This is a genomic window from Lactobacillus mulieris (genome assembly GCF_007095465.1).
GTDB lineage: Bacteria > Bacillota > Bacilli > Lactobacillales > Lactobacillaceae > Lactobacillus > Lactobacillus mulieris.
On record NZ_SDGL01000016.1, the window covers coordinates 1 to 24,066 of the forward strand.

The 24,066-nt window shown below is 35.0% G+C and carries 35 protein-coding genes, 1 other RNA gene and 1 other annotated feature; all 36 genes read left to right on the forward strand.

Annotated features, from left to right (window positions below; all coding sequences use genetic code 11):
• Positions 1-158: 158 nt before the first annotated feature.
• The 36 genes from ETI37_RS06900 to ETI37_RS07075 all read left to right on the forward strand — a co-directional run bounded on the left by ETI37_RS06900 (position 159) and on the right by ETI37_RS07075 (position 24,021).
• The gene (locus tag ETI37_RS06900) at positions 159-698 is read left to right on the forward strand and encodes a dCTP deaminase/dUTPase family protein (protein ID WP_006585829.1); all 540 of its coding nucleotides are present in this window, start codon (positions 159-161) and stop codon (positions 696-698) included.
• Between the two features lie 13 nt (positions 699-711).
• Complete coding sequence (radA, locus tag ETI37_RS06905) at positions 712-2,088, forward strand: DNA repair protein RadA (protein ID WP_006585828.1); 1,377 nt, start codon at positions 712-714, stop codon at positions 2,086-2,088.
• 74 nt (positions 2,089-2,162) lie between these two features.
• Positions 2,163-3,662 (forward strand): glutamate--tRNA ligase, encoded by a 1,500-nt coding sequence (gltX, locus tag ETI37_RS06910; RefSeq protein WP_006587661.1) that lies wholly within the window; start codon positions 2,163-2,165, stop codon positions 3,660-3,662.
• 132 nt (positions 3,663-3,794) lie between these two features.
• Positions 3,795-4,223, forward strand: a complete 429-nt coding sequence (locus tag ETI37_RS06915) for a hypothetical protein (RefSeq protein ID WP_006585826.1) — start codon at positions 3,795-3,797, stop codon at positions 4,221-4,223.
• A gap of 117 nt (positions 4,224-4,340) precedes the next feature.
• Positions 4,341-4,688: a hypothetical protein gene (locus ETI37_RS06920; RefSeq protein WP_006587662.1), complete on the forward strand. Its 348-nt coding sequence runs from the start codon at positions 4,341-4,343 to the stop codon at positions 4,686-4,688.
• 219 nt (positions 4,689-4,907) lie between these two features.
• Positions 4,908-5,114: a DUF6007 family protein gene (locus ETI37_RS07920; protein ID WP_034530165.1), complete on the forward strand. Its 207-nt coding sequence runs from the start codon at positions 4,908-4,910 to the stop codon at positions 5,112-5,114.
• Positions 5,115-5,208: 94 nt separating this feature from the next.
• The gene (gene cysS / locus ETI37_RS06930) at positions 5,209-6,630 is read left to right on the forward strand and encodes a cysteine--tRNA ligase (protein WP_006585822.1); all 1,422 of its coding nucleotides are present in this window, start codon (positions 5,209-5,211) and stop codon (positions 6,628-6,630) included.
• Positions 6,623-7,066, forward strand: coding sequence for a Mini-ribonuclease 3 (locus ETI37_RS06935; RefSeq protein ID WP_006585821.1), 444 nt, complete (start codon positions 6,623-6,625; stop codon positions 7,064-7,066). Before cysS ends, ETI37_RS06935 begins: the two co-directional genes overlap by 8 nt.
• Entirely contained in the window at positions 7,053-7,808 is a 756-nt protein-coding gene (rlmB, locus tag ETI37_RS06940) for a 23S rRNA (guanosine(2251)-2'-O)-methyltransferase RlmB (RefSeq protein WP_006585820.1), read from the forward strand. The genes ETI37_RS06935 and rlmB overlap by 14 nt, the downstream gene beginning before the upstream one ends.
• A gap of 103 nt (positions 7,809-7,911) precedes the next feature.
• Complete coding sequence (locus tag ETI37_RS06945) at positions 7,912-8,463, forward strand: RNA polymerase sigma factor (RefSeq protein WP_006585819.1); 552 nt, start codon at positions 7,912-7,914, stop codon at positions 8,461-8,463.
• Between the two features lie 56 nt (positions 8,464-8,519).
• Positions 8,520-8,738, forward strand: a complete 219-nt coding sequence (locus ETI37_RS06950) for a P8 family protein (protein ID WP_143458500.1) — start codon at positions 8,520-8,522, stop codon at positions 8,736-8,738.
• Positions 8,739-8,885: 147 nt separating this feature from the next.
• On the forward strand, positions 8,886-9,035 hold the full coding sequence (rpmG, locus tag ETI37_RS06955) for a 50S ribosomal protein L33 (protein WP_006585155.1): 150 nt from the start codon (positions 8,886-8,888) through the stop codon (positions 9,033-9,035).
• A 2-nt stretch (positions 9,036-9,037) separates the two neighbouring features.
• A complete protein-coding gene (secE, locus tag ETI37_RS06960; protein ID WP_006585816.1) occupies positions 9,038-9,208 on the forward strand; it encodes a preprotein translocase subunit SecE in 171 nt (56 codons plus the stop codon).
• 101 nt (positions 9,209-9,309) lie between these two features.
• Positions 9,310-9,867: a transcription termination/antitermination protein NusG gene (gene nusG, locus ETI37_RS06965; RefSeq protein WP_006585815.1), complete on the forward strand. Its 558-nt coding sequence runs from the start codon at positions 9,310-9,312 to the stop codon at positions 9,865-9,867.
• Between the two features lie 130 nt (positions 9,868-9,997).
• Positions 9,998-10,423, forward strand: coding sequence for a 50S ribosomal protein L11 (rplK, locus tag ETI37_RS06970; protein WP_006585814.1), 426 nt, complete (start codon positions 9,998-10,000; stop codon positions 10,421-10,423).
• 96 nt (positions 10,424-10,519) lie between these two features.
• The gene (gene rplA, locus ETI37_RS06975) at positions 10,520-11,212 is read left to right on the forward strand and encodes a 50S ribosomal protein L1 (RefSeq protein ID WP_006585813.1); all 693 of its coding nucleotides are present in this window, start codon (positions 10,520-10,522) and stop codon (positions 11,210-11,212) included.
• Between the two features lie 176 nt (positions 11,213-11,388).
• Positions 11,389-12,405 (forward strand): glycosyltransferase family 2 protein, encoded by a 1,017-nt coding sequence (locus ETI37_RS06980; RefSeq protein WP_143458499.1) that lies wholly within the window; start codon positions 11,389-11,391, stop codon positions 12,403-12,405.
• Between the two features lie 101 nt (positions 12,406-12,506).
• Complete coding sequence (locus ETI37_RS06985; protein ID WP_006585811.1) at positions 12,507-13,427, forward strand: ROK family protein; 921 nt, start codon at positions 12,507-12,509, stop codon at positions 13,425-13,427.
• A 37-nt stretch (positions 13,428-13,464) separates the two neighbouring features.
• Positions 13,465-13,591: a sequence feature (ribosomal protein L10 leader region), on the forward strand.
• A 32-nt stretch (positions 13,592-13,623) separates the two neighbouring features.
• A complete protein-coding gene (gene rplJ, locus ETI37_RS06990) occupies positions 13,624-14,127 on the forward strand; it encodes a 50S ribosomal protein L10 (protein WP_022091069.1) in 504 nt (167 codons plus the stop codon).
• Between the two features lie 65 nt (positions 14,128-14,192).
• Positions 14,193-14,555, forward strand: coding sequence for a 50S ribosomal protein L7/L12 (gene rplL, locus ETI37_RS06995; RefSeq protein WP_006585809.1), 363 nt, complete (start codon positions 14,193-14,195; stop codon positions 14,553-14,555).
• Between the two features lie 95 nt (positions 14,556-14,650).
• Positions 14,651-15,250: a class I SAM-dependent methyltransferase gene (locus ETI37_RS07000; protein ID WP_022091068.1), complete on the forward strand. Its 600-nt coding sequence runs from the start codon at positions 14,651-14,653 to the stop codon at positions 15,248-15,250.
• Positions 15,251-15,259: 9 nt separating this feature from the next.
• Complete coding sequence (gene tadA / locus ETI37_RS07005; RefSeq protein ID WP_006585807.1) at positions 15,260-15,784, forward strand: tRNA adenosine(34) deaminase TadA; 525 nt, start codon at positions 15,260-15,262, stop codon at positions 15,782-15,784.
• A 10-nt stretch (positions 15,785-15,794) separates the two neighbouring features.
• An RNA gene (gene ffs / locus ETI37_RS07010) (signal recognition particle sRNA small type) lies at positions 15,795-15,892 on the forward strand.
• A 50-nt stretch (positions 15,893-15,942) separates the two neighbouring features.
• Positions 15,943-17,724, forward strand: coding sequence for a DNA polymerase III subunit gamma/tau (gene dnaX / locus ETI37_RS07015; protein WP_006585806.1), 1,782 nt, complete (start codon positions 15,943-15,945; stop codon positions 17,722-17,724).
• Positions 17,725-17,757: 33 nt separating this feature from the next.
• The gene (locus ETI37_RS07020) at positions 17,758-18,087 is read left to right on the forward strand and encodes a YbaB/EbfC family nucleoid-associated protein (RefSeq protein ID WP_006585805.1); all 330 of its coding nucleotides are present in this window, start codon (positions 17,758-17,760) and stop codon (positions 18,085-18,087) included.
• The gene (gene recR / locus ETI37_RS07025) at positions 18,087-18,686 is read left to right on the forward strand and encodes a recombination mediator RecR (protein ID WP_006585804.1); all 600 of its coding nucleotides are present in this window, start codon (positions 18,087-18,089) and stop codon (positions 18,684-18,686) included. The genes ETI37_RS07020 and recR overlap by 1 nt, the downstream gene beginning before the upstream one ends.
• Entirely contained in the window at positions 18,683-18,922 is a 240-nt protein-coding gene (locus ETI37_RS07030; protein WP_006585803.1) for a YaaL family protein, read from the forward strand. The genes recR and ETI37_RS07030 overlap by 4 nt, the downstream gene beginning before the upstream one ends.
• Before the next feature lie 90 nt (positions 18,923-19,012).
• Complete coding sequence (tmk, locus tag ETI37_RS07035; protein WP_006585802.1) at positions 19,013-19,660, forward strand: dTMP kinase; 648 nt, start codon at positions 19,013-19,015, stop codon at positions 19,658-19,660.
• Entirely contained in the window at positions 19,660-19,980 is a 321-nt protein-coding gene (locus tag ETI37_RS07040) for a cyclic-di-AMP receptor (protein WP_006585801.1), read from the forward strand. Before tmk ends, ETI37_RS07040 begins: the two co-directional genes overlap by 1 nt.
• Complete coding sequence (locus tag ETI37_RS07045) at positions 19,980-20,828, forward strand: DNA polymerase III subunit delta (protein WP_006585800.1); 849 nt, start codon at positions 19,980-19,982, stop codon at positions 20,826-20,828. The genes ETI37_RS07040 and ETI37_RS07045 overlap by 1 nt, the downstream gene beginning before the upstream one ends.
• Positions 20,829-20,845: 17 nt before the next feature.
• Positions 20,846-21,202 (forward strand): DNA replication initiation control protein YabA, encoded by a 357-nt coding sequence (yabA, locus tag ETI37_RS07050; RefSeq protein WP_006587670.1) that lies wholly within the window; start codon positions 20,846-20,848, stop codon positions 21,200-21,202.
• A complete protein-coding gene (gene rsmI / locus ETI37_RS07055) occupies positions 21,186-22,040 on the forward strand; it encodes a 16S rRNA (cytidine(1402)-2'-O)-methyltransferase (protein ID WP_006585798.1) in 855 nt (284 codons plus the stop codon). The genes yabA and rsmI overlap by 17 nt, the downstream gene beginning before the upstream one ends.
• 2 nt (positions 22,041-22,042) lie before the next feature.
• The gene (locus ETI37_RS07060) at positions 22,043-22,771 is read left to right on the forward strand and encodes an acyl-[acyl-carrier-protein] thioesterase (protein WP_006585797.1); all 729 of its coding nucleotides are present in this window, start codon (positions 22,043-22,045) and stop codon (positions 22,769-22,771) included.
• Complete coding sequence (locus ETI37_RS07065) at positions 22,764-23,342, forward strand: folate family ECF transporter S component (RefSeq protein ID WP_006585796.1); 579 nt, start codon at positions 22,764-22,766, stop codon at positions 23,340-23,342. Before ETI37_RS07060 ends, ETI37_RS07065 begins: the two co-directional genes overlap by 8 nt.
• Positions 23,342-23,881 carry a folate family ECF transporter S component gene (locus ETI37_RS07070; RefSeq protein WP_006585794.1) on the forward strand — a complete coding sequence of 180 codons (540 nt, stop codon included), beginning with the start codon at positions 23,342-23,344 and terminating at the stop codon, positions 23,879-23,881. Before ETI37_RS07065 ends, ETI37_RS07070 begins: the two co-directional genes overlap by 1 nt.
• Positions 23,881-24,021, forward strand: a complete 141-nt coding sequence (locus ETI37_RS07075) for a hypothetical protein (protein WP_006585795.1) — start codon at positions 23,881-23,883, stop codon at positions 24,019-24,021. The genes ETI37_RS07070 and ETI37_RS07075 overlap by 1 nt, the downstream gene beginning before the upstream one ends.
• Positions 24,022-24,066: the final 45 nt, after the last annotated feature.

The window sequence follows — 24,066 nt, forward strand, 5'->3', positions numbered from 1 at the left end:
AGGAACTCCTTTTTCTAATGTTTTAAGAAATAAATTTAAGGAATTATTCATCCTTACACAAACTATTTTACAGTCTCATATATTTACTTGTTTTACGTATTATTATAATAGAAAATGTAACAAGTAAGTATTTGGATATAAAGGAGAAAACCATTTTTATGAAGGTTCGTGGCTTTGAAATCTGTGAAAAATATAAGGATGCCGATATTAATTTACCTAAGCGGCAAACAATTGCTAGTGCTGGATACGATTTAGAGGCGGCGGAAGATTGTGTGATACCAAGTATTTGGCGCTTGAATTTTGTAAGAATTTTCCGTTTGATTAGAAATGGGCATGAACTTAATGAACGAGATTATGAATATGCTGATCAAATTTTGCAGCCAATCATGGTTCATACAGGTGTAAAAGCATACATGCCAGATGATGAAATGTTAATAATTGCTAATCGTTCTTCTAATACTGTAAAAAGAAGACTTTGCTTACCTAATAGTATTGGTGTGGTTGATAGTGATTACTACAATAATCCTAATAATGAAGGCGAATTAATGATTCAGTTAATTAATTATGGAGTACGCCCTATTCATATCAAGAAGGGGGAACGCGTTGCACAAGGTATTTTTATGAAGTATTTGCGCACTGATGATGATGCGCCAGTATCCCGCCAACGAATTGGTGGTTTTGGTTCGACTAAAAAGTAAAGAGATGAGATAGATGGCAAAAGCACAAACAAGATACAAGTGTCGTTCATGCGGCTATATTTCAGCTTCTTATTTGGGAAGATGTCCTAATTGTGGATCTTGGAACCAATTTGAAAAGGAAGTCCAAGAAGTGCGAAAAGCTAGTACTAAGCAGACCCCTAGTCGCTTAATGCCTACAACAGGCTTGCATGAACCTGTAACTTTAGAAAAGGTAAAAGCTGAAAAAGAAACACGTATTCCGACAAAATTTAGTGAATTAAATAGAGTATTGGGTGGAGGAATAGTTACTGGTTCACTTGTTTTAATTGGCGGTGACCCGGGAATTGGTAAGTCAACCCTGATGCTTCAAATTATGAGTACATTGGCAAGTGAGCATAAAGTATTATATGTTTCCGGTGAAGAATCAGCTAGTCAGATTAAGCTACGAGCAGATCGCTTGGGTGTGGGAAATAGTGGAATGTATCTCTACCCTGAAACTAATATGAGCAACATTCGTGATCAAATTAGTGATTTGAAACCAGATTTTGTGGTAATCGACTCAATTCAGACAATGAATGAACCGAGCCTTGATTCGATGGTGGGGTCAGCAGCGCAAGTTAGAGAAGTTACTAGTGAATTAATGCATATCGCAAAGATTGATCAAATTACGGTATTTATTATTGGTCACGTAACTAAGGAAGGTGCAATTGCTGGACCAAAAATATTGGAACACATGGTTGATACTGTGCTGTATTTTGAAGGAGATGAGCATCATGCTTATCGAATCTTGCATTCAGTAAAGAACAGATTTGGCGCTGCTAATGAAATTGGAATGTTTGAAATGGAAAATTCAGGACTCAAAGAAGTTACGAATCCATCTTCAATTTTTTTAGATGAGCGTTTGCCTAACTCTACGGGATCATGTGTAGTTGTATCACTTGAAGGAACTAGGCCTATTTTAGCTGAAGTGCAAGCGTTAGTTGCCCCTACAGCATTTGGTTATGCTAAAAGAACTACCAGTGGGATTGACTATAATAAGGCAGCCTTGTTACTAGCGGTTTTAGAAAAAAGGGGAAACTTGATGTTACAAAACCAAGATGCCTATTTAACTACGACTGGTGGAATAAAATTAACTGAACCAGCAATTGATTTGGCAATTGTTATGGCGATTGGTTCAAGTTATAAAGATATGGAAATCCCATCTGAAGACTGCTTTGTTGGAGAAGTTGGGCTAACTGGTGAGGTGCGAAGAGTTAATAAGATTGAATCTAGAATCGCTGAGGCTGAAAAAATTGGCTTTAAGAGAATTTTTATTCCCAAATTTAATATGAAGGCAAGTTTTTCGAAGCGAAAAATTGAAGTAGTACCTGTTTCAACAGTGGCTCAAGCTTTAAAATTAGTTTTTGGCTAAGGGTTTGAACTTTTCCTATAATATGCGTAAAATGAAAAAGTAACTACTATTTTTTAGTGAAAGAGGCAATTATTTTGGCTAAACAAAAAATTCGGGTTAGATATGCTCCAAGCCCAACAGGACATTTACACATCGGTAACGCAAGAACTGCATTATTCAACTTCTTGTTTGCTCGTCACAACAAAGGGACTTTGGTTTTAAGAATCGAAGATACTGATACTGCAAGAAATGTTGAAGGTGGTTCTAAGTCACAAATGGAAAACCTTCACTGGTTAGGTATTGACTGGGATGAAGGTCCAGACAAGGGTGGTAAATACGGCCCTTATCGCCAATCAGAAAGAAAAGAAATTTACAACAAGTTAATTAAGCAATTGCTTGATGAAGGTAAGGCTTACTACTCATACATGACTGAAGAAGAGCTTGAAGCTCAACGTGAAGAACAACGTGCTATGGGTATTGCACCTCACTACGTTTACGAATACCAAGATATGACAGCTGACGAAATCAAGGAAGCTCAAGCAAAAGCAGAAGCAAAGGGGCTTAAGCCAGTTGTTAGAATTCACATTCCTAAGGGTAAGACTTACGAATGGGATGATATCGTTAAGGGTCACATTAGCTTTGAAAGTGATACTATTGGTGGCGACTTCGTTATCCAAAAGCGTGATGGAATGCCAACTTACAACTTTGCCGTTGTTGTTGACGACCATTTGATGGAAATCAGTCACGTTTTACGTGGGGATGACCACATTGCCAATACTCCTAAGCAATTAGTTGTTTATGAAGCATTTGGTTGGGAACCACCTAAGTTTGGTCACATGACTTTGATTATCAATGCAGCAACTGGTAAGAAGCTTTCTAAGCGTGACGAATCAGTTTTGCAATTTATTGAACAATACCGTGACCTTGGTTACTTACCAGAAGCAATGTTCAACTTCATTACTTTACTTGGTTGGTCACCAGTTGGTGAAAGTGAAATCTTCTCACAAAGACAATTGATTAAGGACTTTGATCCTAAGCGTTTATCAAAATCACCAGCCGCCTTTGATGAAAAGAAACTTGAATGGGTAAACAACCAATATGTTAAGACTGCTAATAGAGATGAATTACTTGATTTAGCCCTTAACAACTTGCAAGAAGCAGGATTGGTTGACAAAGATATCACTCCAGAAAAGATGGAATGGGTACGTCAATTAGTTAACATTTACTCAGTTCAAATGTCTTATACTAAGCAAATTGTTGATTTCTCACACATTTTCTTTGAAGATAAGCAAGCTTTGACTGAAGAAGAAGTTGAAGAAATCAAGAATGATGAAGGTCGTGTTGTAATTGAAGAATTTAGAAAGCAACTTGACCTTGTACCACGCTTTACTGCTGTTCAAGTTATGAATGCAATTCAAGCTACTAGAAAAGCTACTGGTGTTAAGGGGAGAAAGCTCTTTATGCCAATTAGAATTGCTGCTACTGGTTCAATGGTTGGTCCTGGTATTGGTGAAGCTATTGAATTAATGGGTAAGGATAAGGTTGAACATAATATTGATTTGACTTTGTCTGAAATGACTAAGCAAGGCTTATAATGAGAAAATCGCGTTGAAAGACGCGATTTTTTTGTTTTAGGATTAAAAATTAGCTTTTGGGGATGAGCTAATTGCATTGAAAAGTAGCCTCCTTTAAACTAAAAGAAATTATTAGAATTAAGGAGAAAAATTATGCAATTAACAATGTGGTTAGTGCTACTGATATCAATTTTGGGGCTGGTTTTAATTGGACTTTCAATTAAGAAGTTCAACAACCGTTTCAACTTATTTGTCGAAGGTATCGCTTTTCTTTATGTTGCAGGGATTTTTTTACTTGATAGCTTAGTTAGTGTTAAGGATGCAATAAATTTAGCTTATTCTTATATGGCTTTACTTTTTGGCATTTTTGGGAGCTTATTTTTAATTGTTGCTTGGATTACTAAAGCATATAAGAACTTTATTTTGCAAGATTGGATATCAGCTGCTGCTTTAGGGATTATGGCTGAATTAATAGCACTTAGCTTTAAATCCCCGAATTTAGCAATGAGTGATTATGTGATTTTGGGATTTACGTTAATAATTCAATTTTTAGTAGTTGGATTCGTAAAATTTAATAAGTAATTGAAAAGAGCCTGTTTGATAAATAAGCTCCCTATATTTGGTAAAATAAAGTTAGAAAGAAAGCTGTTGAGAGGTTGGTTTATAGAGTAGAAAAGATAAACTAGGGGGAGACTAACAATGAAAAAGCGTCCAATAGTTTTATATACTTGCATGATTATATTCGACACTTTGGTTATATCTTATTTGCCAGCTGGTACAATATTTCAAATCTTAGGTAGTGTAACTCTTATTTCTCCAATCATAATAGGGATGTATGCGATAGCTAATTTTAAAAGAGATGATTTTAGATTTTCTTTACTAAATGCTTTGATTTGCATTCCATATGTATTTTTATTAGTTGAGTACTTAATTTGGAGTGGATGGATAAGAATTGTTGTTAACATTATGATAGTTCTTTTTTCAACAGTAGGTATATATGCTTATTTAAGTTTGAAATCTAATCTGAATCATAAGAAAGTTAGCTAGTTGTGGTTAATAGCTATAGCTGGTAAATTTCTAGTTTGATATACTTAATTTAGATAAAAGAATAGTAGAAATGAGGATAAAATAATTAAAAAAGAACGCGCAACTATTTTATTTATTTGTATGGTTATACTTAATACTTTAATCATATCTCGTCTACCAGATAACTCATTACTTCAAATTTTATGTAATATAGCCCTTTGCGTTCCAAGCACAATTGGGATGTACAAGGTAGCTAATTTTAAAACACAAGTTATTAGATTGTCTTGGTGGAATGTTTTTATGTGTATACCATATATTCTTTTATTAGTTGGATACTTAATTTGGAGTGGTTGGGTAACAATTATTGCCAACATTATGATAGTTATTTTTTCAACAGTAGGTATATATACTAGCTTAAATATAAAATTTAAAAATCTAACTAATTAGGTTAAAGAGGCACCTGATAAATAATCAAATGCCTCTTTTTTTCTATCATCTGGTAGAATAGTAAAATGAGAAGTTCAAGAGGGAAGGTAAGCAAATGAAAATTTATAATACTTTGACCCGCCAAAAAGAAGAATTTAAGCCACTTGTTCCTGGCAAAGTAAGCATGTATGTTTGTGGACCAACTGTGTATAACTACATTCATATTGGAAATGCTCGTTCAAGTATCGCTTTTGACACAATTCGGCGTTACTTAGAATACAAGGGCTTTGATGTAAAATATGTTTCTAATTTTACTGACGTTGACGACAAGATGATTAATGAAGCTCGAGCTGAAGGTATTACTGTGCCAGAGTTGGCTAAGCGTTATATTAATGCTTTTATGGAGGATACTACCGCTTTAAATATTGAACCAGCAACCCTTCACCCTAGAGCAACTGAAGAAATTAAAGATATTATTGCCTTTATTAAGGACTTAATTGAAAAAGGCTTTGCTTATGAAGTAGATGGCGATGTTTATTATCGTGCTAAGAAGTTCAATGGTTATGGCAAGTTGAGTGACCAAGATATTGCTAGTCTTGAAGAAGGGGCTAGTGAACACGTGAATGAGGCAGAATTTGCCAAAAAAGAAGATCCAATTGATTTTGCCTTGTGGAAAAAGCAAAAGCAAAGTGACGAAATTGCTTGGGAATCCCCATGGGGCAAAGGTCGACCAGGTTGGCATATTGAATGTAGCGTGATGTCAACTAAATATTTAGGTGATACGATTGACATTCACGGTGGTGGTCAAGATTTGGAATTTCCACACCATGAAAATGAAATCGCTCAAAGTGAAGCCAAAACTGGTAAAAAGTTTGTCAATTACTGGATGCACAATGGCTTTGTGACAGTAGGAAAAGACGAAGAAAAAATGTCAAAATCACTTCACAACTTTGTGACAGTGCATGATATTTTGAAGCGAGTTGATCCGCAAGTATTGCGCTTTTTCATGGCAAGTGTCCAATATCGCAAGCCAATTAATTATTCTGAAGAGAATTTAAAGCAGGCTGCAATTATTTTGGATAAAATTAAAAATACTGTTTTAAATGTTCAAGATAAGTTGCAAGATACTGATTCTCAAGAAAATAAAGCCTTGGCTGTAGCAATTGAAGATAGTGAAAACCGCTTTAAAGAAGCGATGGATGATGATTTTAATGTTCAAAATGCATTATCAGTAGTTTATGATTTATTGCCAATAATTAATAAAAATATTAGTGAAAGTACTAGTGACTTATCAAATCTGAAACAATTTTTACAGCACTTAGAAAATTGGATGGCAATCTTTGGAGTGGATATTCACAAGCTAACTGCTGAAAAAGTAAGTGATGATGATTCAGAAATTGAAGAACTAGTAAAAAAACGTGATGAAGCTAGAAAACATAAAGATTTTGCCACAAGTGATGCTATTCGTGACCAACTAGCTGCTATGAATATTGTTTTGCAAGATACACCGAAAGGAACTAAGTGGAGACGTGGGTAAAATAAAACAGCTTTTTGAAAAAAAAATAAATCCTGATACTTTAAATGGCCAAACGCTTGCTTATTTGGGAGATGCAGTTTATGAGATTTATATTCGACGCCATTTACTAAAAGGAGGAGTAGTAAGACCCCAAGTTTTACAAAGGGATGCTACCCATTATGTGTCTGCTAAAGCACAGGCAGCTTTGATTACTAAAATGCAAGATGATCAAATTTTAACAGAAGCTGAACTTGCTACTTTTAAGCGCGGAAGAAACGCCAAAAGTCATACCCATGCCAAGAATACAAAGGTAGCTACTTATAAGTTATCCACAGGATTTGAAGCTATTTTTGGCTATTTAGAATTACTTGATAAACAAGAAAGAATTGAAGAATTGGCAACTTGGTGTATTAAGCAAGTTGAAGCAGGAGGAATTGATAATTATGACTTCAGTTAAAGGTGATTTCGTTTTTGGAAGACATGCTGGGATTGATTTTCTAAAGAATGAATCAGCTGATAAGATTAACAAGGTCTTTTTACAAAATGGTGTACAAGTAGAATTTGCTAATCAGGTCTATGGCTTAGCAAAGAAAAAGCATTTAATTGTTCAAGAAGTTCCAAAAAATAAACTTGATAAACTTGTGCCTGATGCTAATCATCAGGGCTTGGTACTTGCAATTTCTAGTTTTGAATATGCAGATTTAGATAAATTGGTTAAAAAAATTGCTGATAAAGAAAATCCATTTTTATTAATGTTAGATTCAATTGAAGATCCTCATAATCTTGGTTCTATTTTAAGAAGTGCCGATGCGACAGGTGTTGATGGAATTATTATTCCTAAAAGACGTGCTAGTGGGTTAACTAGTGTAGTAGCTAAAACTTCTACTGGTGCTATTGACCATGTCCCTGTTTGTCGTGTGAATAACCTTGTTCAAACAACAAAAGAATTGAAGAAGGCTGGCTACTGGTTCTTTGGTACTGCCATGGAAGGACAAGACTATCGCTATTGGGATGCTAAAGGAAAATGTGTTTTAGTCATTGGCAATGAAGGAAAAGGTATTAGTCCTTTACTTTTAAAACAAATGGATCAAACTTTAACTATTCCAATGGTAGGCCATGTTCAATCACTTAATGCTTCTGTAGCTACAGGTGTTTTACTGTATCAAATGTTGAACAGCAAAATGCCTTTGTCTAAATAAAATTAGACAGAATATACTACATGCTTAATTAAATTTAGGTTCGCTAAATCATAAAAAAACTTCTCTGTAGACTGATAAAAAATCTATCACAGAGGAGTTTTTTATGAATACAGTAGAAAATCTAGTTCGAAAAGTTAAAGAAAACGATGATATTGCCCTGCTTCTGCTATTTGAAAGGTATAAACCGATGATAACAGCTGTTACTAAACGGTATTTTATTCGCTGCCTTGATGAAAATGACTGGAACCAAGAGGCTTTAATTGTTTGTTATGAATCCGCCGGATTATTTGATTTTGAGCGTGGGACTACATTTGGGAGCTTTTTTAAACTTCGTTTGCAAAATAAAGCAAAAAATTTATTACGCTTTGAGCTGGCAAAAAGACGGGCTTTGTATGCTAACGCAATTTCTTATGAAGCATTAAAAGAACGTGGCCAAATCTGTGATCCCAGTTATGAGCAATCCGATTTGCCAACAAGTATTGAATTAAGTAATTTTATCCAAACTTTATCTCAATTAGAAGTTGTTGCATTGATGGTAATTACTGGAATGATAGATTTGAAGCAGGCAAGTGTAACGGCTCAAACTTCACCTGAGACAATTAAAAGAGCAATAGCAAGAACTAGGATAAAAATGAGAGCGTATTTTCTGCGCTAAAATCAATAAACTGTAGTAAAATAAGAGTTGTAGAAATTATTAGGAGGTATTTTAAGATGACAGAAGATGTTTTAAAGACAAGATTGTTGGACCGTCATATGAAGGAAGTCTTCGATTGGAGTGACTCAAACATTCCTGTAAGAGATGCCATTTGGGACTACTTCATGGAAAAGAATGGTAAAAATACCCTTAATACTGAGGAAGATATGCTTCCTTTCTTGAAAGACTCCGACGATAAGATTGAAGCCTTCGTCAACGAAAATCTTAAGAAATAAGACCAACTAAATAATTCTACGCCCGGTGGATACGCATGTTTGTCCACTATTAAAAGACCGCTAGTAAAACTAGTGGCCTTTTTACTTGTTATAATTGCGAAAGTTGTTTTTTTTTGCTAGTATTAGATACAGTTTGGAAGTGAGATTATGGCAGTGAAAAAAGCAGCGTTAGCTTGCACGATTTGTGGTTCGCGAAACTACTCAATCACCGCAAGTAAGACTCGAACTGAAAGATTAGAAATTAAGAAGTTTTGTAAACATTGTAAAAAGATGACCTTACATAAAGAAACGAGGTAGCTATGTTTAAGTTCTTTAAGAGTGTTGGTCAGGAAATGAAGAAAGTTACTTGGCCAACAGCAAAGCAAAACAGACGTGATACAACAACTGTTATTGTGACTTCAGTTTTATTTGCATTATTCTTAGGTGCTCTTGATTGGGCATTCAGCACTTTAACACAAATGACATTTTAATAGTTTCAGAGATAATTATGTGATATAATCATCTTGCTAGTTAAAGAACCTCTACTATGAGAGGTTTTTTTGTTTGTCCAAAATTTAAGGAGAAATTATAAATGGTAGAAACTTCAGCAAAAAAATGGTACGTTCTTCATACTTATGCAGGTTACGAAGATAAAGTTAAAAGTGACCTTTTATCACGTGCACAATCAATGGGGATGCAAGACTTTATTTTTAGAGTTGTAACCCCAGAAGAAACTAAAGTAGAAACTGTTCGTGGTAAAAAGCAAGAAGTTGAAGAAAAAATTTTCCCAGGTTATGTTTTAGTTGAAATGGTTATGACCGATGAAAGTTGGTTTATTGTTAGAAATACTCCAAACGTAACAGGATTTGTTGGTAGCCACGGTGGTGGTTCTAAGCCTTCACCATTATTAGATGATGAAATTGCTCGAATCTTGGAAAACCAAGGTGTAGAAGCTAAGAAACCAGATATTGATTTTGAAATTGGTGAAACGGTAACTATCACTGAAGGTGCATTCGACGGAATGGTTGGTAAAATTACCGATATTCAAGAAGATAAAGAAAAGATTTTTGTTTCAGTTGATATGTTTGGGAGAGCAACAACTGCAGAACTAGATTACGATCAAGTAAAGAAATTTGATGGTAATGAATAATTAACCTTATTTTTTTCTTGTTTTACATTACTTAAGATGGTAAGATACTAGAGTATCTTTATTATTGTGGGAGGAAGACTAGGTAAGTCTTCCATTTTAACCGCATCACGGAATCAAGGAGGTTTTGACCGTGGCAAAGAAAGTTATTAATGTTGTTAAATTACAAATCCCAGCTGGTGCAGCAACACCTGCTCCTCCAGTTGGTCCTGCATTGGGTCAAGCCGGCATTAACATTGTTGGTTTTACTAAGGACTTCAATGCAAGAACTGCAGACCAAAAGGGTATGATTATCCCTGTAGTTATTACTGTATATGAAGATCGTTCATTCGAATTCATTACTAAGACTCCACCTGCAGCTGTTTTATTAAAGAAGGCAGCTAAGGTTGAAAAGGGTTCTGGCGAACCTAACACTAAGAAGGTTGCTAAGGTAACCAAGGCTCAAGTTAAGGAAATCGCTGAAACCAAGATGCAAGACCTAAACGCAGCTGATGTTGAAGCAGCAATGCGCATGGTTGAAGGTACTGCTAGAAGCATGGGCTTCGAAGTAGAAGACTAAAGCTTACTAGGAACGTCGGATCGTTAATTAAAGTTAACGAATCAAGTGGGAGAGCTAAGAGGGCTCGTTTGACCACATTTGCAAGGAGGAAATCGCATGCCAAAGCATGGTAAACAATATTTAGAAGCTGCTAAAAAAGTTGAAAAGAACAAGTTTTACTCAGTAGCTGAAGCAATGAAGCTTGTTAAGGAAACTTCATACGCAAAGTTTGATGCAACTGTTGAAGTTGCTTTCAACCTTTCAGTTGATCCTAAGCAAGCAGACCAACAAATTCGTGGTGCCTTAGTTTTACCTAATGGTACTGGTAAGACCCAAAAGGTTATCGTTTTTGCTGAAGGTCCTCAAGCTGAACAAGCTAAGGAAGCAGGCGCAGACGAAGTTGGTTCTGACGAATTAGTTGAAAAAGTTCAAAATGGTTACTTAGACTTTGATGTTGTTATTGCAACACCAATGATGATGGCTAAGGTAGGTCGTCTTGGTCGTGTCTTAGGTCCTAAGGGCTTAATGCCAAACCCTAAGACTGGTACTGTTACTATGGACGTTAAGAAGGCAGTTGAAAACGTTAAAGCTGGTCAAGTTGAATACCGCGTTGATAAGCAAGGTTTGATTCACGCACCTATCGGCAAGGTTTCATTTGAAGATGAAAAGTTAGCTGAAAACTTTACTGCTTTAAGAGATGTTATTTTACATGCTCGTCCAGCAAGTGCTAAGGGTCAATACGTTAAGAGCGTAGCCGTAAGTGCAACTTTCGGCCCTGGTATCCACCTCGACCCATTAAACATGAACTAATAAAGTTTAAAGATATTAAGAAGGAATCGCATTAGCGATTCCTTTTTTGTTTATTTTTAATTGTTATCGCTTCCAATAAAATTGCAGATAATTTGCAATTGTTATGGTAGAATTTACAAGTTATAATAAATTCACTGATGTAAATTTTTAATAATCAATGAGAAGAGATTAGACTATTGAAAAAAGTTTTAAGTATTATCGTACCTTGTTATAATTCTGAAGATTATTTAGAAAAATGTGTAAATTCTTTAGTAGCTATTCGTGACGACGTTGAAATTATTTTGGTTGATGATGGTTCTAAAGATAAGACTCCAGAATTGATTGATCAATTTGCTCAAAAATATCCAGAACAAATTATTCCAATTCATCAAGCTAATGCAGGGCATGGTGGGGCCTTAAATAAAGGCTTTTCAATTGCTAGTGGTGAATATATTAAAGTAGTTGATAGCGATGATTGGGTTGATTATGGTGCTTACTTAGAAATTGTTACTTTTTTAAAGCACTTAATTCAGAAAAAACAATCAGTAGATTTATTGATTAGCAATTATGTTTATGACAAAGTAGGTGCTAAGCATAAAAAAGTAGTTCATTTCCCTCATTTGCCTAAAAATAAATTTTTTGGTTGGGATGATGTAAAACTATATTTAGGACAATATTTGATGATGCATTCACTTATTTATCGTAGAGAAGTAATTACCAATAGAGCTCATCTGCAATTACCAACTCATGTTTCATATGATGACAATATATATGTTTTCGAACCTTTACGTCATGTTAGAAAGATGTATTACTTGGATGTGAACTTTTACCATTATTTCATCGGTCGGGAGGATCAGTCGGTTAATGAAAGTGTAATGCTTAAAAAGATAGATCAGCAGTTGCTTATTAATAAGCGAATGATTAAGTTTTATGCAGAACATATTGATCCCAACAGTTCATTAGGAAAATATATGAAGTTCTATTTAGAAATAATTACAGCTGTTTCTTCAATTATATTAATTCGTGGTAAAAAGTCTGAATATATTGAGAAGAAAGATGAGCTTTGGCAATATATAAAAATCAAAAATCCTAAGTTATATCATTCATTAAAAAGACGGCCACTTGGAATCTGTATGAATTTGCCAACACGATTGGGAAATAAAATTGCTTCGGGATTTTATATTGTAGCGCATTTAGTATATGGATTTAATTAATGATTATTTGTTCTCTATGCTAAGATAATGGTAAAATAGTAGATAATTAAAAACATCTCGCTTGTCGGGATGTTTTTTTATGGAAATAGCGAGGAAATAACATGAGACAGTATTTAGTTTTTGATATCGGTGGAACTAACTTAAAATATGCTTTGTTGGATAGCGCCGGAAATATTATTGAAAAGGACAAGAAACCAACTGTTAAATCAGGCTTAAATGATTTCTTGAAAGAAATGTATGAAATTGCTGACCAATATAAGGGAAAATTTAAAGGGATTGCAATTTCTTGTCCTGGTAAAATTGATGTAGACAATAAGATTATTCACTTTGGTGGTAGTTTACCATTTCTGGATGGTGCTAATATTCAAGAATTATTTGGTGACAAATATGGTGTCCCAGTTGGTGTGGAAAACGATGGTAAAGCAGCTGCCCTTGCAGAAATGTGGTTAGGTGCCTTAAAAGATGTAGTTAGTGGTGAAATGCTAACTTTAGGTTCTGAAGTGGGTGGCGGAATTGTTGTCGGTGGACAATTAATTCATGGTGCTCATTTCCAAGCAGGTGAGCTTAGCTTTATGCGTTATGATATGAATTGTGCTGACTGGAGTGGTTTTACTGGTCAAAAAGGTTCAGCGGTTAACATGATTAAGCGCGTGAATGAAGCTTTGGGCAATAGCGATTTGGAAGATGGGCAAAAAGCATTTGAAGCAATTAATGCTGGAAATGCACAAGCATTGCAAATCTTTGAAGAATATTGTGCGGATGTTGCTAATATAATTTTATCCGTGCAAGCGGTTGTTGATGGTGAACGAGTTGTTATTGCAGGTGGTATTAGTGCGCAAGATATTGTTATCGAAACAATTAGAAAACAATATCAAGCTTTAGCTAACAAGTTTTATCGCGTTAATAATGAATTAACTATGCCAGAAATCGTTCGAGCAAAATTTGAAAATGATGCTAATATTTATGGTGCATTGTATGCATTACTTTTAGATATTAATGGACAAAGTGAAGAAGCAAAATAATATTAATTCTTGACTTTTAGTCTAGAACTTGGTATATTATTCAAAGTAAATTCTACCTAAGACTCGGGTGACGATAGAAGTCTCAATATCCCGCCGAGGCCAGAAGATAATGATGAGTTTTACAAGCTCCATGTCTCTTGGCATGGAGTTTTTTTAGGCCTTATAGAATTTATAAAATCTCATGGAGGTGAACCAATTGAGTAAAGCTGCTATTGCTGCAAAGGAAAAGTTAGTTGATGCTTTTGCTGAAGAACTTAAAGCTGCCAAAGCTATCTTGGTAATTGACTACTTAGGTCTTACTGTTGATGAAGTTACTAACATGCGTAAGGAACTTCGTGAAAACGATGTTAAGATGAAAGTTATCAAGAACACTTACTTAAGACGTGCCGCAAAGAAGGCTGGTATCGAAGGTTTAGAAGATACTTTCGTAGGTCCTACTGCTGTTATCTACACTGATAACGCTGATGATATTACTGAACCAGCTAGAATCGTTTCTAAGTACGAAGACGACTTTGATGTAATTAACATCAAGGGTGGTATGCTTGAAGGTAAGCTTACTTCAAAGGAAGAAATCAAAGAACTTGCTTCTATCCCAGGTCGCGAAGGCTTGTTATCAATGCTTGTTTCTGTATTGCAAGCTCCTGTACGTGACTTTGCATACGCTGTTAAGGCTGTTGCTGAATCTAAGGATGAAGACTAAGATTCAAAGTTATAATTATTGTAATTGTATTTAATTTTAATATCTAAATTTCGGAGGATACTTAAATGGCTTTAGATACTGAAAAGATTATTGAAGAATTAAAGGGTGCTACTATCCTTGAATTAAACGACTTAGTAAAAGCTATCGAAGAAGAATTTGACGTTACTGCTGCTGCACCAGTTGCTGCTGCAGGTGCTGCTGCAGGTGCTGCTGCTAAGACTGAATTCGATGTTGAATTGACTGAAGCAGGTCAAGAAAAGGTTAAGGTTATCAAGGCAGTTCGTGAAATCACTGGTCTTGGCCTTAAGGATTCTAAGGATCTTGTTGATGGCGCACCTAAGGTTATTAAGGAAGGCGTTTCAGAAGACGAAGCTAACGACATCAAGGCTAAGCTTGAAGAAGTTGGCGCAACTGTTACTGTTAAGTAATTTAGTCTTTCTAAATAAAAAGGACAATCTACGTTATGTAGATTGTCTTTTTTTTGCTTATTTTTGTTATAATCTTACTAGAAATGAGGAGAGATATGGCAGAGCAATATTTTACAGAAAATCCTAATACTAAACACGATTTAAGGGTTATCGATTATCATTTAGCAGGTATTGATTTAAAGTTAACAACTGATGCAGGAGTTTTTTCAAAAAACAGAGTAGATTATGGTAGTGGTGTTTTAATCCGTAATATGCTTGAGGAAAATCCAGTTTCAGGCAATATTTTGGATGTGGGATGTGGTTATGGCCCAATTGGCCTTTTTGCTGCTAAAAAGTGGCCAGATCGTCAAGTTGATATGGTTGACGTTAATGAACGAGCAATGGACTTAGCTCGAAAAAATGCTGAAGTTAATGGTGTGACTAATGTTAATATTTTCGCTTCAAGTGTGTATGAAAATGTGGATAAACAATATGCAATGATTTTAACTAATCCACCTATTAGAGCGGGTAAGAATATTGTTAGTGAAATTTTAGAAAAAAGCTACGAACATTTACTAGTTGGTGGAAAATTACTTGTTGTTATTCAGAAAAAGCAAGGAGCGCCAAGTGCAAAGAAGTTAATGGAAACGACTTTTGGCAATTGCGAGATTGTTGAGCGTGATAAAGGATATTACATTTTAAGGAGCGTAAAATAAAGGACAATTATGTTTTCTAGTGAAGAAAAAAAGCACTATATGGAATTAGCATTTGCTGAAGCTAAAAAGGCTGAAGCACAAGATGAGGTACCAATTGGTGCAATTGTTGTCGATCCTAAGGGACAAGTTATTGGGCGAGGTTATAATCGCCGTGAATTAGATAATGTTGCAACTCACCATGCAGAAATTTTGGCAATTAATGAAGCTTGTAAAACGCTAAATTCATGGCGCTTAATAGATTGTAGCTTATTTGTGACGCTAGAGCCTTGTGCAATGTGTGCTGGTGCAATAATTAATGCTCGCTTAAAAGAAGTGTTTTACGGTGCTCCTGATCATAAAGCAGGTGCAAGTGGAAGCGTTGTAGATTTATTTGCTGTGGAAAAATTTAATCATCATCCACAAGTAATTAGAGGACTTTATCGTGATAAAGCAAGTAGCATGTTGACTAATTTTTTCAGAACAATTAGGGCTAAACAAAAAGAAAAAAAGCTAAAAGCAAAAGAAAACAAAGCTAGCTCTAGCCAAATCGACTAAAATACGTTATTATATTTATCGGGCAATGTTTGTTTTCTGAATCGTGTCAGGACCGGAAGGTAGCAGCACTAAGGAAATTCAGGCATGTGCCTTTTATTAGATAATTAACAAGCTCCTAGCAGCACTAGCTAGGAGTTTTTTTACTAAGGAGAAAACTAATGGCTTATCAAGCGCTATACCGTAAATGGCGGCCTAGGACATTCGATAGTGTAGTTGGACAAGAAGCTATTACTGATACTCTGAAAAACGCTATTATTCGAAATAAAGTTTCACATGCATTTTTATTTGCAGGACCAAGAGGTACTGGTAAGACTTCTTGTGCTAAAATTTTTGCTAAGGCCTTGAATTGCCTTAATCTGCAAGATGGTGAGCCATGCAATGAGTGTGAAAATTGTAAAGCAGCTGATTCTGGTGCTATGCCTGATATTATTGAAATTGATGCTGCCTCTAATAATGGGGTTGACGAGATTCGCGAGATTCGCGATAAGGTAAAGTATGCGCCAACACAAGGAAAGTATAAGGTTTATATCATCGACGAAGTTCATATGCTTTCAATTGGTGCTTTCAATGCCTTGCTCAAGACTTTGGAAGAGCCACCTGAACATGTGGTATTTATTTTGGCAACTACTGAATTGCAGAAAGTTCCTGCTACAATTATTTCTCGAACTCAGCGTTACAATTTTAAGCGTATTAGCAAGCAAAATTTAGTTGATCGTATGAAATTTATTCTTGAACAAGAAGATATTCCATATGAAAATCAGGCTTTGCAAGTAATTGCGCAAGTAGCTGATGGAGGGATGAGAGATTCTTTAAGTATCCTAGATCAATTGCTTAGCTTTGAAAAAGAAAAGGTCGAATATAAAGACGCTTTGAATATTACTGGCTATGCAGCCAGAGAAGCTACTGAGCAATTGTTCTTGAACTTGTTGAATCAGAAAGTCAGTGAATCATTAGAATTAAGTCATAAGCTTTTGCAAGATGGTGCAACTGCCAAGAATTTGCTATCAGAGTTAATTAGCCTAGCTACAGAAACTATGTTGGTACTCAAGGCAAATAAAGATAGTGAATTTTTGACTAAAGATTTTACTAAGCAAATTACAGATGTTCCAGAAAAGCGGTATTTTCAGCTGATTACGGCAGCTAATGAAGCGCTTAATGATTTACGATTTACTAATCAGGAAGAAATACCTTTAGATGTATTTTTGGTAAAAATAGCTAATCCGGTTAAAGAAATGGTGGAAAAGGTCGCTGATTCTCATAATTCCGAAATAAATCCAGCTATTAATCAAGAATTAGCAGACTTGAAGGCGCAAGTAGCTGCTTTAACAAAAAAAGTTAGTCAATCTAGTGGTTTTGCAACAAACAATCAAGTATTTAAAATTGATGATGCAAAAAAGAAGCCTCAATCTCCTAAAGCAAGTGAGCCACAGGCTAAACCAAAACCTAAACGCAAAAAGACGGTTAATTCTGAATTAAATCGTCAGGCAGTTTACGCTGTCTTGGAAAAGGCAACGAAAAAAGATCTAGAAGATGTACGTAATGTTTGGCCAGATTTACAATCTGTTTTAGGTGTATCTGAGCAGGCATTATTAAAGGTGTTAGAGCCGGTTGCTGCCAGTCATAATCGGGTAGTAATGAAGTGTAAATATGCCTTTTGGTTTGAACGAACTAGTGAAAATACCAACTTGATGGCTACTTTAAATTCAGAATTAGCTAAGTTTTTAAAACATGACTCTGAAATCGTTTTGGTGCCGGATGCAGATTGGCTTCAAGTTAGAAAAGATTTTCTTGCTAAGCACAAAGATGAAATCTTAGCTCGTCAAAAGCAAGGCAGTGCAGAAATTGAAGTTGACCAACAACAAGAAGACAGTCAGGAAAAAGAAGTAATTGATAAGGCAAAAGAAGTTTTTGGTTCTGACAATATTAATGTAAAAGATTAGAATAGATAATAAGAATATAAAGAGGTATTTATAATGGCAAAAAGACCTAATTTTGGTGGTATGGGCGGCATGAACATGCAACAAATGATGAAGCAAGCAAAAAAATTGCAAGCCCAAATGCAAGAAGAACAAGCTAATATTACTGCACAAGAATTTGTAGGTAAATCTGCAGATGATATTGTGACAGCTACTTTTTCAGGGGATAGACGCTTAAAAGATATTCAAATTAAGCCTGAAGCAATTGATCCTGAAGATCCTGATATGTTACAAGACTTGATTATTGATGCTGTAAATAAGGGATTAACTCAAATTGATCAAGCAACTCAAGCAGGGTTAGGAAAGTATACTAAGGGGCTATTTTAATGCAATACCCATTACCGATTGCGCGATTAATTGAAAGTTATATGAAGTTACCCGGAATTGGTGAAAAAACTGCAACAAGATTAGCTTTTTATACATTGGATATGCCAGCAGATGATGTTGAACAATTTGCCCAATCTTTAAAAGATGTTAAGACACTTTTGCATCAATGTTCAATTTGTGGAAACATTACGGAAACTGATCCATGTCAAATATGTCGGGACAGTAATCGTGATCGTAGCACGGTTATGGTGGTTGAACAGCCCAAAGATGTTATGGCTTTTGAAGAAATGGGAGAATATGATGGCATGTATCATGTGTTACATGGCGTTTTATCACCAATGGAAGGAATTGGACCAGAAGATATTAATATCAAAAGTTTGATAACACGTCTTCAAAAAGATGATGATATCAAAGAAATTATTATTGCATTAAATTCAACTCCTGAAGGTGAATCTACAGCAATGTATATTGCAAAACTCTTGAAGCCAGCAGGGCTGAAAGTCACTCGTTTGGCTTCTGGGCTCGCAGTAGGAACTGATATTGAATATGCAAATTCAATCACTTTAAAACGGGCTGTTCAAGGGAGAATCGACTTATGATTTTGGGAAAAAAGACGCAAGTAAAAGAAATAGGCGATCAACACTTGATGGCGACTATTTCTAAACTGCAAAGACAGCTTTTAAATGAACAAGAGCTTGATCCTACGACAGTTGATTATTCAGAAGATAATATTATGGCCAGTAAAATTCTAAAGGCTAAATATAGCTTTTTGTACAGTGTTGCAAGACAAAGACATACAAAATCTAGTATTACTAATAATGCAATTACACAATAAATTGAGTCCCCTTTGGGGACTTTTTTTATTTCAAGTCTATTAATAAATAACTTTTTCAAGTAAAATCAATTATTGGAGGATTTTTTATTAATGGCAGGTTATTTTATTACATTTGAAGGCCCAGATGGCGCGGGCAAGACTACTGTTTTAGAAAAATTAGTTGAAGAAATAAAGAAAAAAGTTACTTGTGAAATCTTGGTAACACGTGAGCCCGGTGGTTCAAAAATAGCAGAAGCAATTAGAGATATTATTTTAAATCCTGAAAATACAGAAATGGATGATAGAACAGAAGCTTTACTGTATGCAGCAGCTAGAAGTCAACATATGGCTGAAGTTGTTTTTCCAGCATTAGAGGCAGGAAGGTTAGTTTTCTCTGATCGGTTTGTAGATTCATCATTAGCTTATCAAGGAATGGGAAGAAATTTAGGAATTGAAAAAGTTGCAGAAATTAACCAGTTTGCAACTGATGGTTTGAATCCTAACTTAACTTTGTTTTTAGACATTGATCCTAAAGCTGGACTAGCAAGAATTGCTAAGGTTCGACCAGATAAAGAAGATCGTCTTGAAAAAGAAAAATTATCTTTCCATCAAAAGGTTTATACTGGTTATCAAGAAATAGTAAAAAGGTATCCAGAAAGAATTAAAGTTGTGGATGCTAGTCAAGATATTGATCAAGTAGTTGCTGATTGTTTAGCTATTTTAAAGCAGCAATTACCAGATTTATTTGAGGTAAAATAATGAAACTTATTTATGCAATTGTTCAAAATAAAGATGCAGGTCGTCTTTCTAAGAAATTTAATGAGAATAATGTACGTGCAACTAAGTTAGCATCAACTGGTGGATTTTTAAGTGAAGGTAATACTACTTTTATTATCGGAGTTCAAGATGAAAAGGTAGACTCAGTTTTAGAGCTTATTAAGGACTGTTCACAAAAGCGCCAAGAATTTGTTAATCCAGTTGTTAATAGTCATGCAGGTGAGTTTACTCAACCATTGGAAATTACTGTTGGTGGGGCAATTGTTTTCGTAACTCCAGTTGATGAGTTTAAACGATTCTAATGATTGATTTAAAACAAGCAGCACCAAAGCAAACTATTTTTTTGAAAAATGCATTTCAACAAGACAAATTGGCTCATGCCTATTTGTTTGTTGATAATTTAACGCAACGGGCTTTAGCAACCGCTTATTGGCTAGCTTGTTTGGCCAACTGTACAGGGGATAATCGACCTGATGGTACTTGTATTAACTGCAAAAGAGTTTTATCAGGAAACCATCCGGATGTTTTTTTGGTTAGACCTGAGGGGAAGCAATCTCTTTCAATTGATCAAATTAGGCCTTTAAAAGAAGAACTCGCTAAAAGTCCCGTTGAAGGAACTAGACGCTTTTTCTTCATTGAAAATGCTCAAACCTTAACTATGCCGGCAGCAAATGCGTTACTTAATTTGTTAGAAGAACCTGTTGCCCCAGTTACGACAATTCTACTTACCAATAACGCTCAGCAAATTTTGCCAACTATTCGTTCACGTACCCAAATTTTAGAGTTCAATGATTTGGTTGAAAATAGTTCTAAAGATCAAGATTTACTTTTATATGGCTTTAGCCAAGAAGATTTGGATAATTTAGGTGAAACGGGAGAACTTGATCAAGCCGTTAAGTATTTTTACCAAGAATTGTTGGAAAACAATGATTTAGCGGTTATTAGCGCCCATAAATTAGCCGGGATGATAAAAAACAAGGTGCAAGAAGAGTATGTTTTTTATCTTTTAAAAAAGTTTTGCTCAGATGGTATTAAGAAGCAGCAATTGTTTGGTAATCAAACCTTATTAGAACGATTATTAGATTGTGACAAAATGAAGTTTAGTAATGTTAGTTTCCTAAATCGACTTGATTACTTAGCACTTAGTTAAAGAAGTAGGTGAGTGAAGTGGATCCATATTCAGAATTAAGACAAGTTCATCAAAATCTTGAAGCAATGTCTAAAATGGTTGCAGGATTAGAAAATGATATTCTTGATACTTTAAAAGAAAATACTGAATTGAAGATGGAAAATCAACTTTTAAGAGAAAAGCTTGATAAATTAACTGCTGAAAAGGCAGGTAAAGAAGTCAAAAGTCAAAGCGGTTTGGCTTCCCTACGTAAAATTTATGAGTCTGGTTATCATATATGCAATATGTATTATGGAACTCACCGTGATCCTAGTTCAGATTGTATGTTTTGTTTAGATATTTTAGATAACTTTGAACATAAAGGAAAAGGGGCAGGTCATGCAAATACAAAGTAGCTTTAAAGAAGAAAAAGGAAAGTTATATCTGGTACCTACACCTATTGGTAATCTTGAAGATATAACTTTGCGAGCAAAAAGGATTTTGCAAGAAGCTGATTATATTGCTGCTGAAGATACCAGGACTAGTGGAATTATGTTGGATAAAATTGGTATCCACAATAAAATGGTGGCTTTCCATAAATTTAATTCTAAACAAAAGGCTCCTGAATTAGTCCAAATGATGAAAGAGGGAGCTGTGATTGCTGAAATTAGCGATGCAGGGATGCCTGTAATTTCTGATCCAGGCTATATTTTGGTTCAAGAATGTATAAAAGCGAATATTCCGGTCGTTCCGCTTCCGGGGCCATCTGCTTTTGCTACTGCATTAATTGCATCTGGATTTGATGCTCAGCCTTTTACTTATTATGGATTTTTGCCCAGAAAAGCTAGTGAACAAAGGCCCTACTTTGAGGCGATGAATCAAGCCAAGGCAACAGCAATTTTTTATGAAGCACCACATCGGTTAACTAAAACTTTAGCTACCCTTGCGTCAGTTTTGGACGATGATCGGCAAATTGTTTGTGCAAGAGAATTAACAAAAATTCATGAAGAATTTGTACGAGGTAGCATTAAAGAAGTTTTGGAACATTTTGAACAAGTGGATCCGCGAGGAGAGTTTGTAGTGCTTGTTTCACCAAATACTGATGAAGCTCCTAAGGTTTCAATGGAAGAATTGGTAAAATTAGTAGACCAATTAGTTGCTACCGGAGCAAGCAAAAAAGATGCCATAAAACAAGTAGCTAAGCAAAATGACGTTTCTAAGAATGATTTATATGATTTTTATCATCAAGGATAACTATGAAATATCAAGAAAACTATCAAATTCAATATGCAGATTGTGATGAAACAGGCCATGTTAAGTTACAAGCCTTGATTGATATTTTTATGCATGTTTCTAATCGACAACTTGAAAATTCTCAAGCTGGCTCTAAAGAAATGGCGATGAAAAATCAGGGCTGGGTTGTAACCCAGTATCATATGGACTTTAAACGGCTTCCAGTAGTTGCTGAACAAGTAAAAATTATAACCAAACCTGTTGGTTATAATCGTTTCTTTGAATACCGCGATTTTTCATTACTGGTAGATGATAAAGAAATTATAAAAGTTCAAAGTCAATGGGTTATTTTGGATTTAGAAAAAAGACGAATCGTTCCAGCTGATTCAGAAGTAATGGCTAGATTTGGTTCACCATTATTAAAAAAGAATCCAAAAATGCGACGGCTAAGAAAACAAGATAATTATGAACAAACAAGGCAATATCGAGTTCGATATGATGATTTGGATTTAAATCACCATATGACCAATTCGCATTATTTCTCATGGATGGAAGATATGCTTGAACGAGCTTTTTTAAATGCTTATGAACCTAAATCAGTTGATATTAAATTCGATAAAGAGGTTTTATATGGCCAAAAAGTCACGTCAAGTTTACTTATTAATGAACAAACAAGTTACCACTTAATTAGTCAGGGTGATCAAGTGGCAACAATTGCAGAAATTACGTGGAAAAAGAGGAACGATGAATAAATATAAAGATAACTTTTTCAAATTATCTCTTCAAAATTTAGTATTATTGGGTCTGGTTATTGCAATTAAACTTTGTTTATCAAGTGTTGCAATTGGGCCAGCTTTTTTTAAGATTAGCTTAGCCTTTTTAGGAAGTGTAGCATTAGGTTACTTATTTGGCCCAGTTTGGGGTGGCTTAGGTGGTCTGGTGTCGAGTCTTTTACACCTGATAATTTTTGGAGATAAAGCAAATATCTTATTAGGAACAATGCTGTCTGCAATTTTAGTACCTATGATATATGGCTTTTTCTTTTATAATAAAGAAATTAAGGCTTGGCGAGTAGTTATGGGGCATTTAACGGTCACGGTTTTAATTAATATTATGCTTAATAACTACCTCTTTTCATTAGTTTCAGGCGTTTCGCTTCAAGTGGCATTTATTCAGAGATTACCTAAGGAAGTGATTTTGCCATGGGGACAAATGATATTAATGTATTTCGTATTAAAAGGACTAGTTCCTATTAGACAAAGAATGGTTTCTTTTGAAAGAAATCAAAGTAAAGCTCAAGAAGTGGAAGGAGAGGCTAATTGATGAAAAAGTTTTTCTTTAAGCTAAGTTTACAAGAATTGATATTCTTAGCATTAGTTATTGCAATAAAGATTATCTTAGGACGCTTTTCTTTTGGTCCTACATATGTAAAAGTAGGGTTAGGTTTTATTGGTAGTGTTGCCTTAGGTTACTTCTTTGGCCCAGTTTGGGGTGCAGTTGGTGGCGGAATAAGTGATTTAGTTAGCTCAGCACTTTTTGGTAATGAAGGTGGCTTTTTCATCGGTTTCACATTGACTGCAATGCTTGCGCCAATGATTTATGGGGCTTTCTTTTATAAAAAAACAATTAAAATTTGGCGAATTGTTGCGGCTAGTTTATTAGTAACAATTTTTGTAAATATATTATTGAATACGATTTGGCTACATTTTATTTATAAAATGTCGTTTACAGTAGCCTTGACGGCAAGACTATTAAAAGAAATAATTGTCCCTTGGATACAAATGATTATTATTTTCTTTGTTTTGAATGGCTTACAGCGAGTAAATGAACGCAAGGAAAAATTAGAAAAGAGTAGAATGTAATGAAAATTTTGAGTGTTTCAACTGCTACCAATTTTTTAACTATTAGTCTCAGTGAAAATGAAAAGCTCATCAAGCAAGTAGAAGAAAAAGATCAAAGAAATCATAGTGAAGCTCAAGAAGTGGAAGGAGAGGCTAATTGATGAAAAAGTTTTTCTTTAAGCTAAGTTTACAAGAATTGATATTCT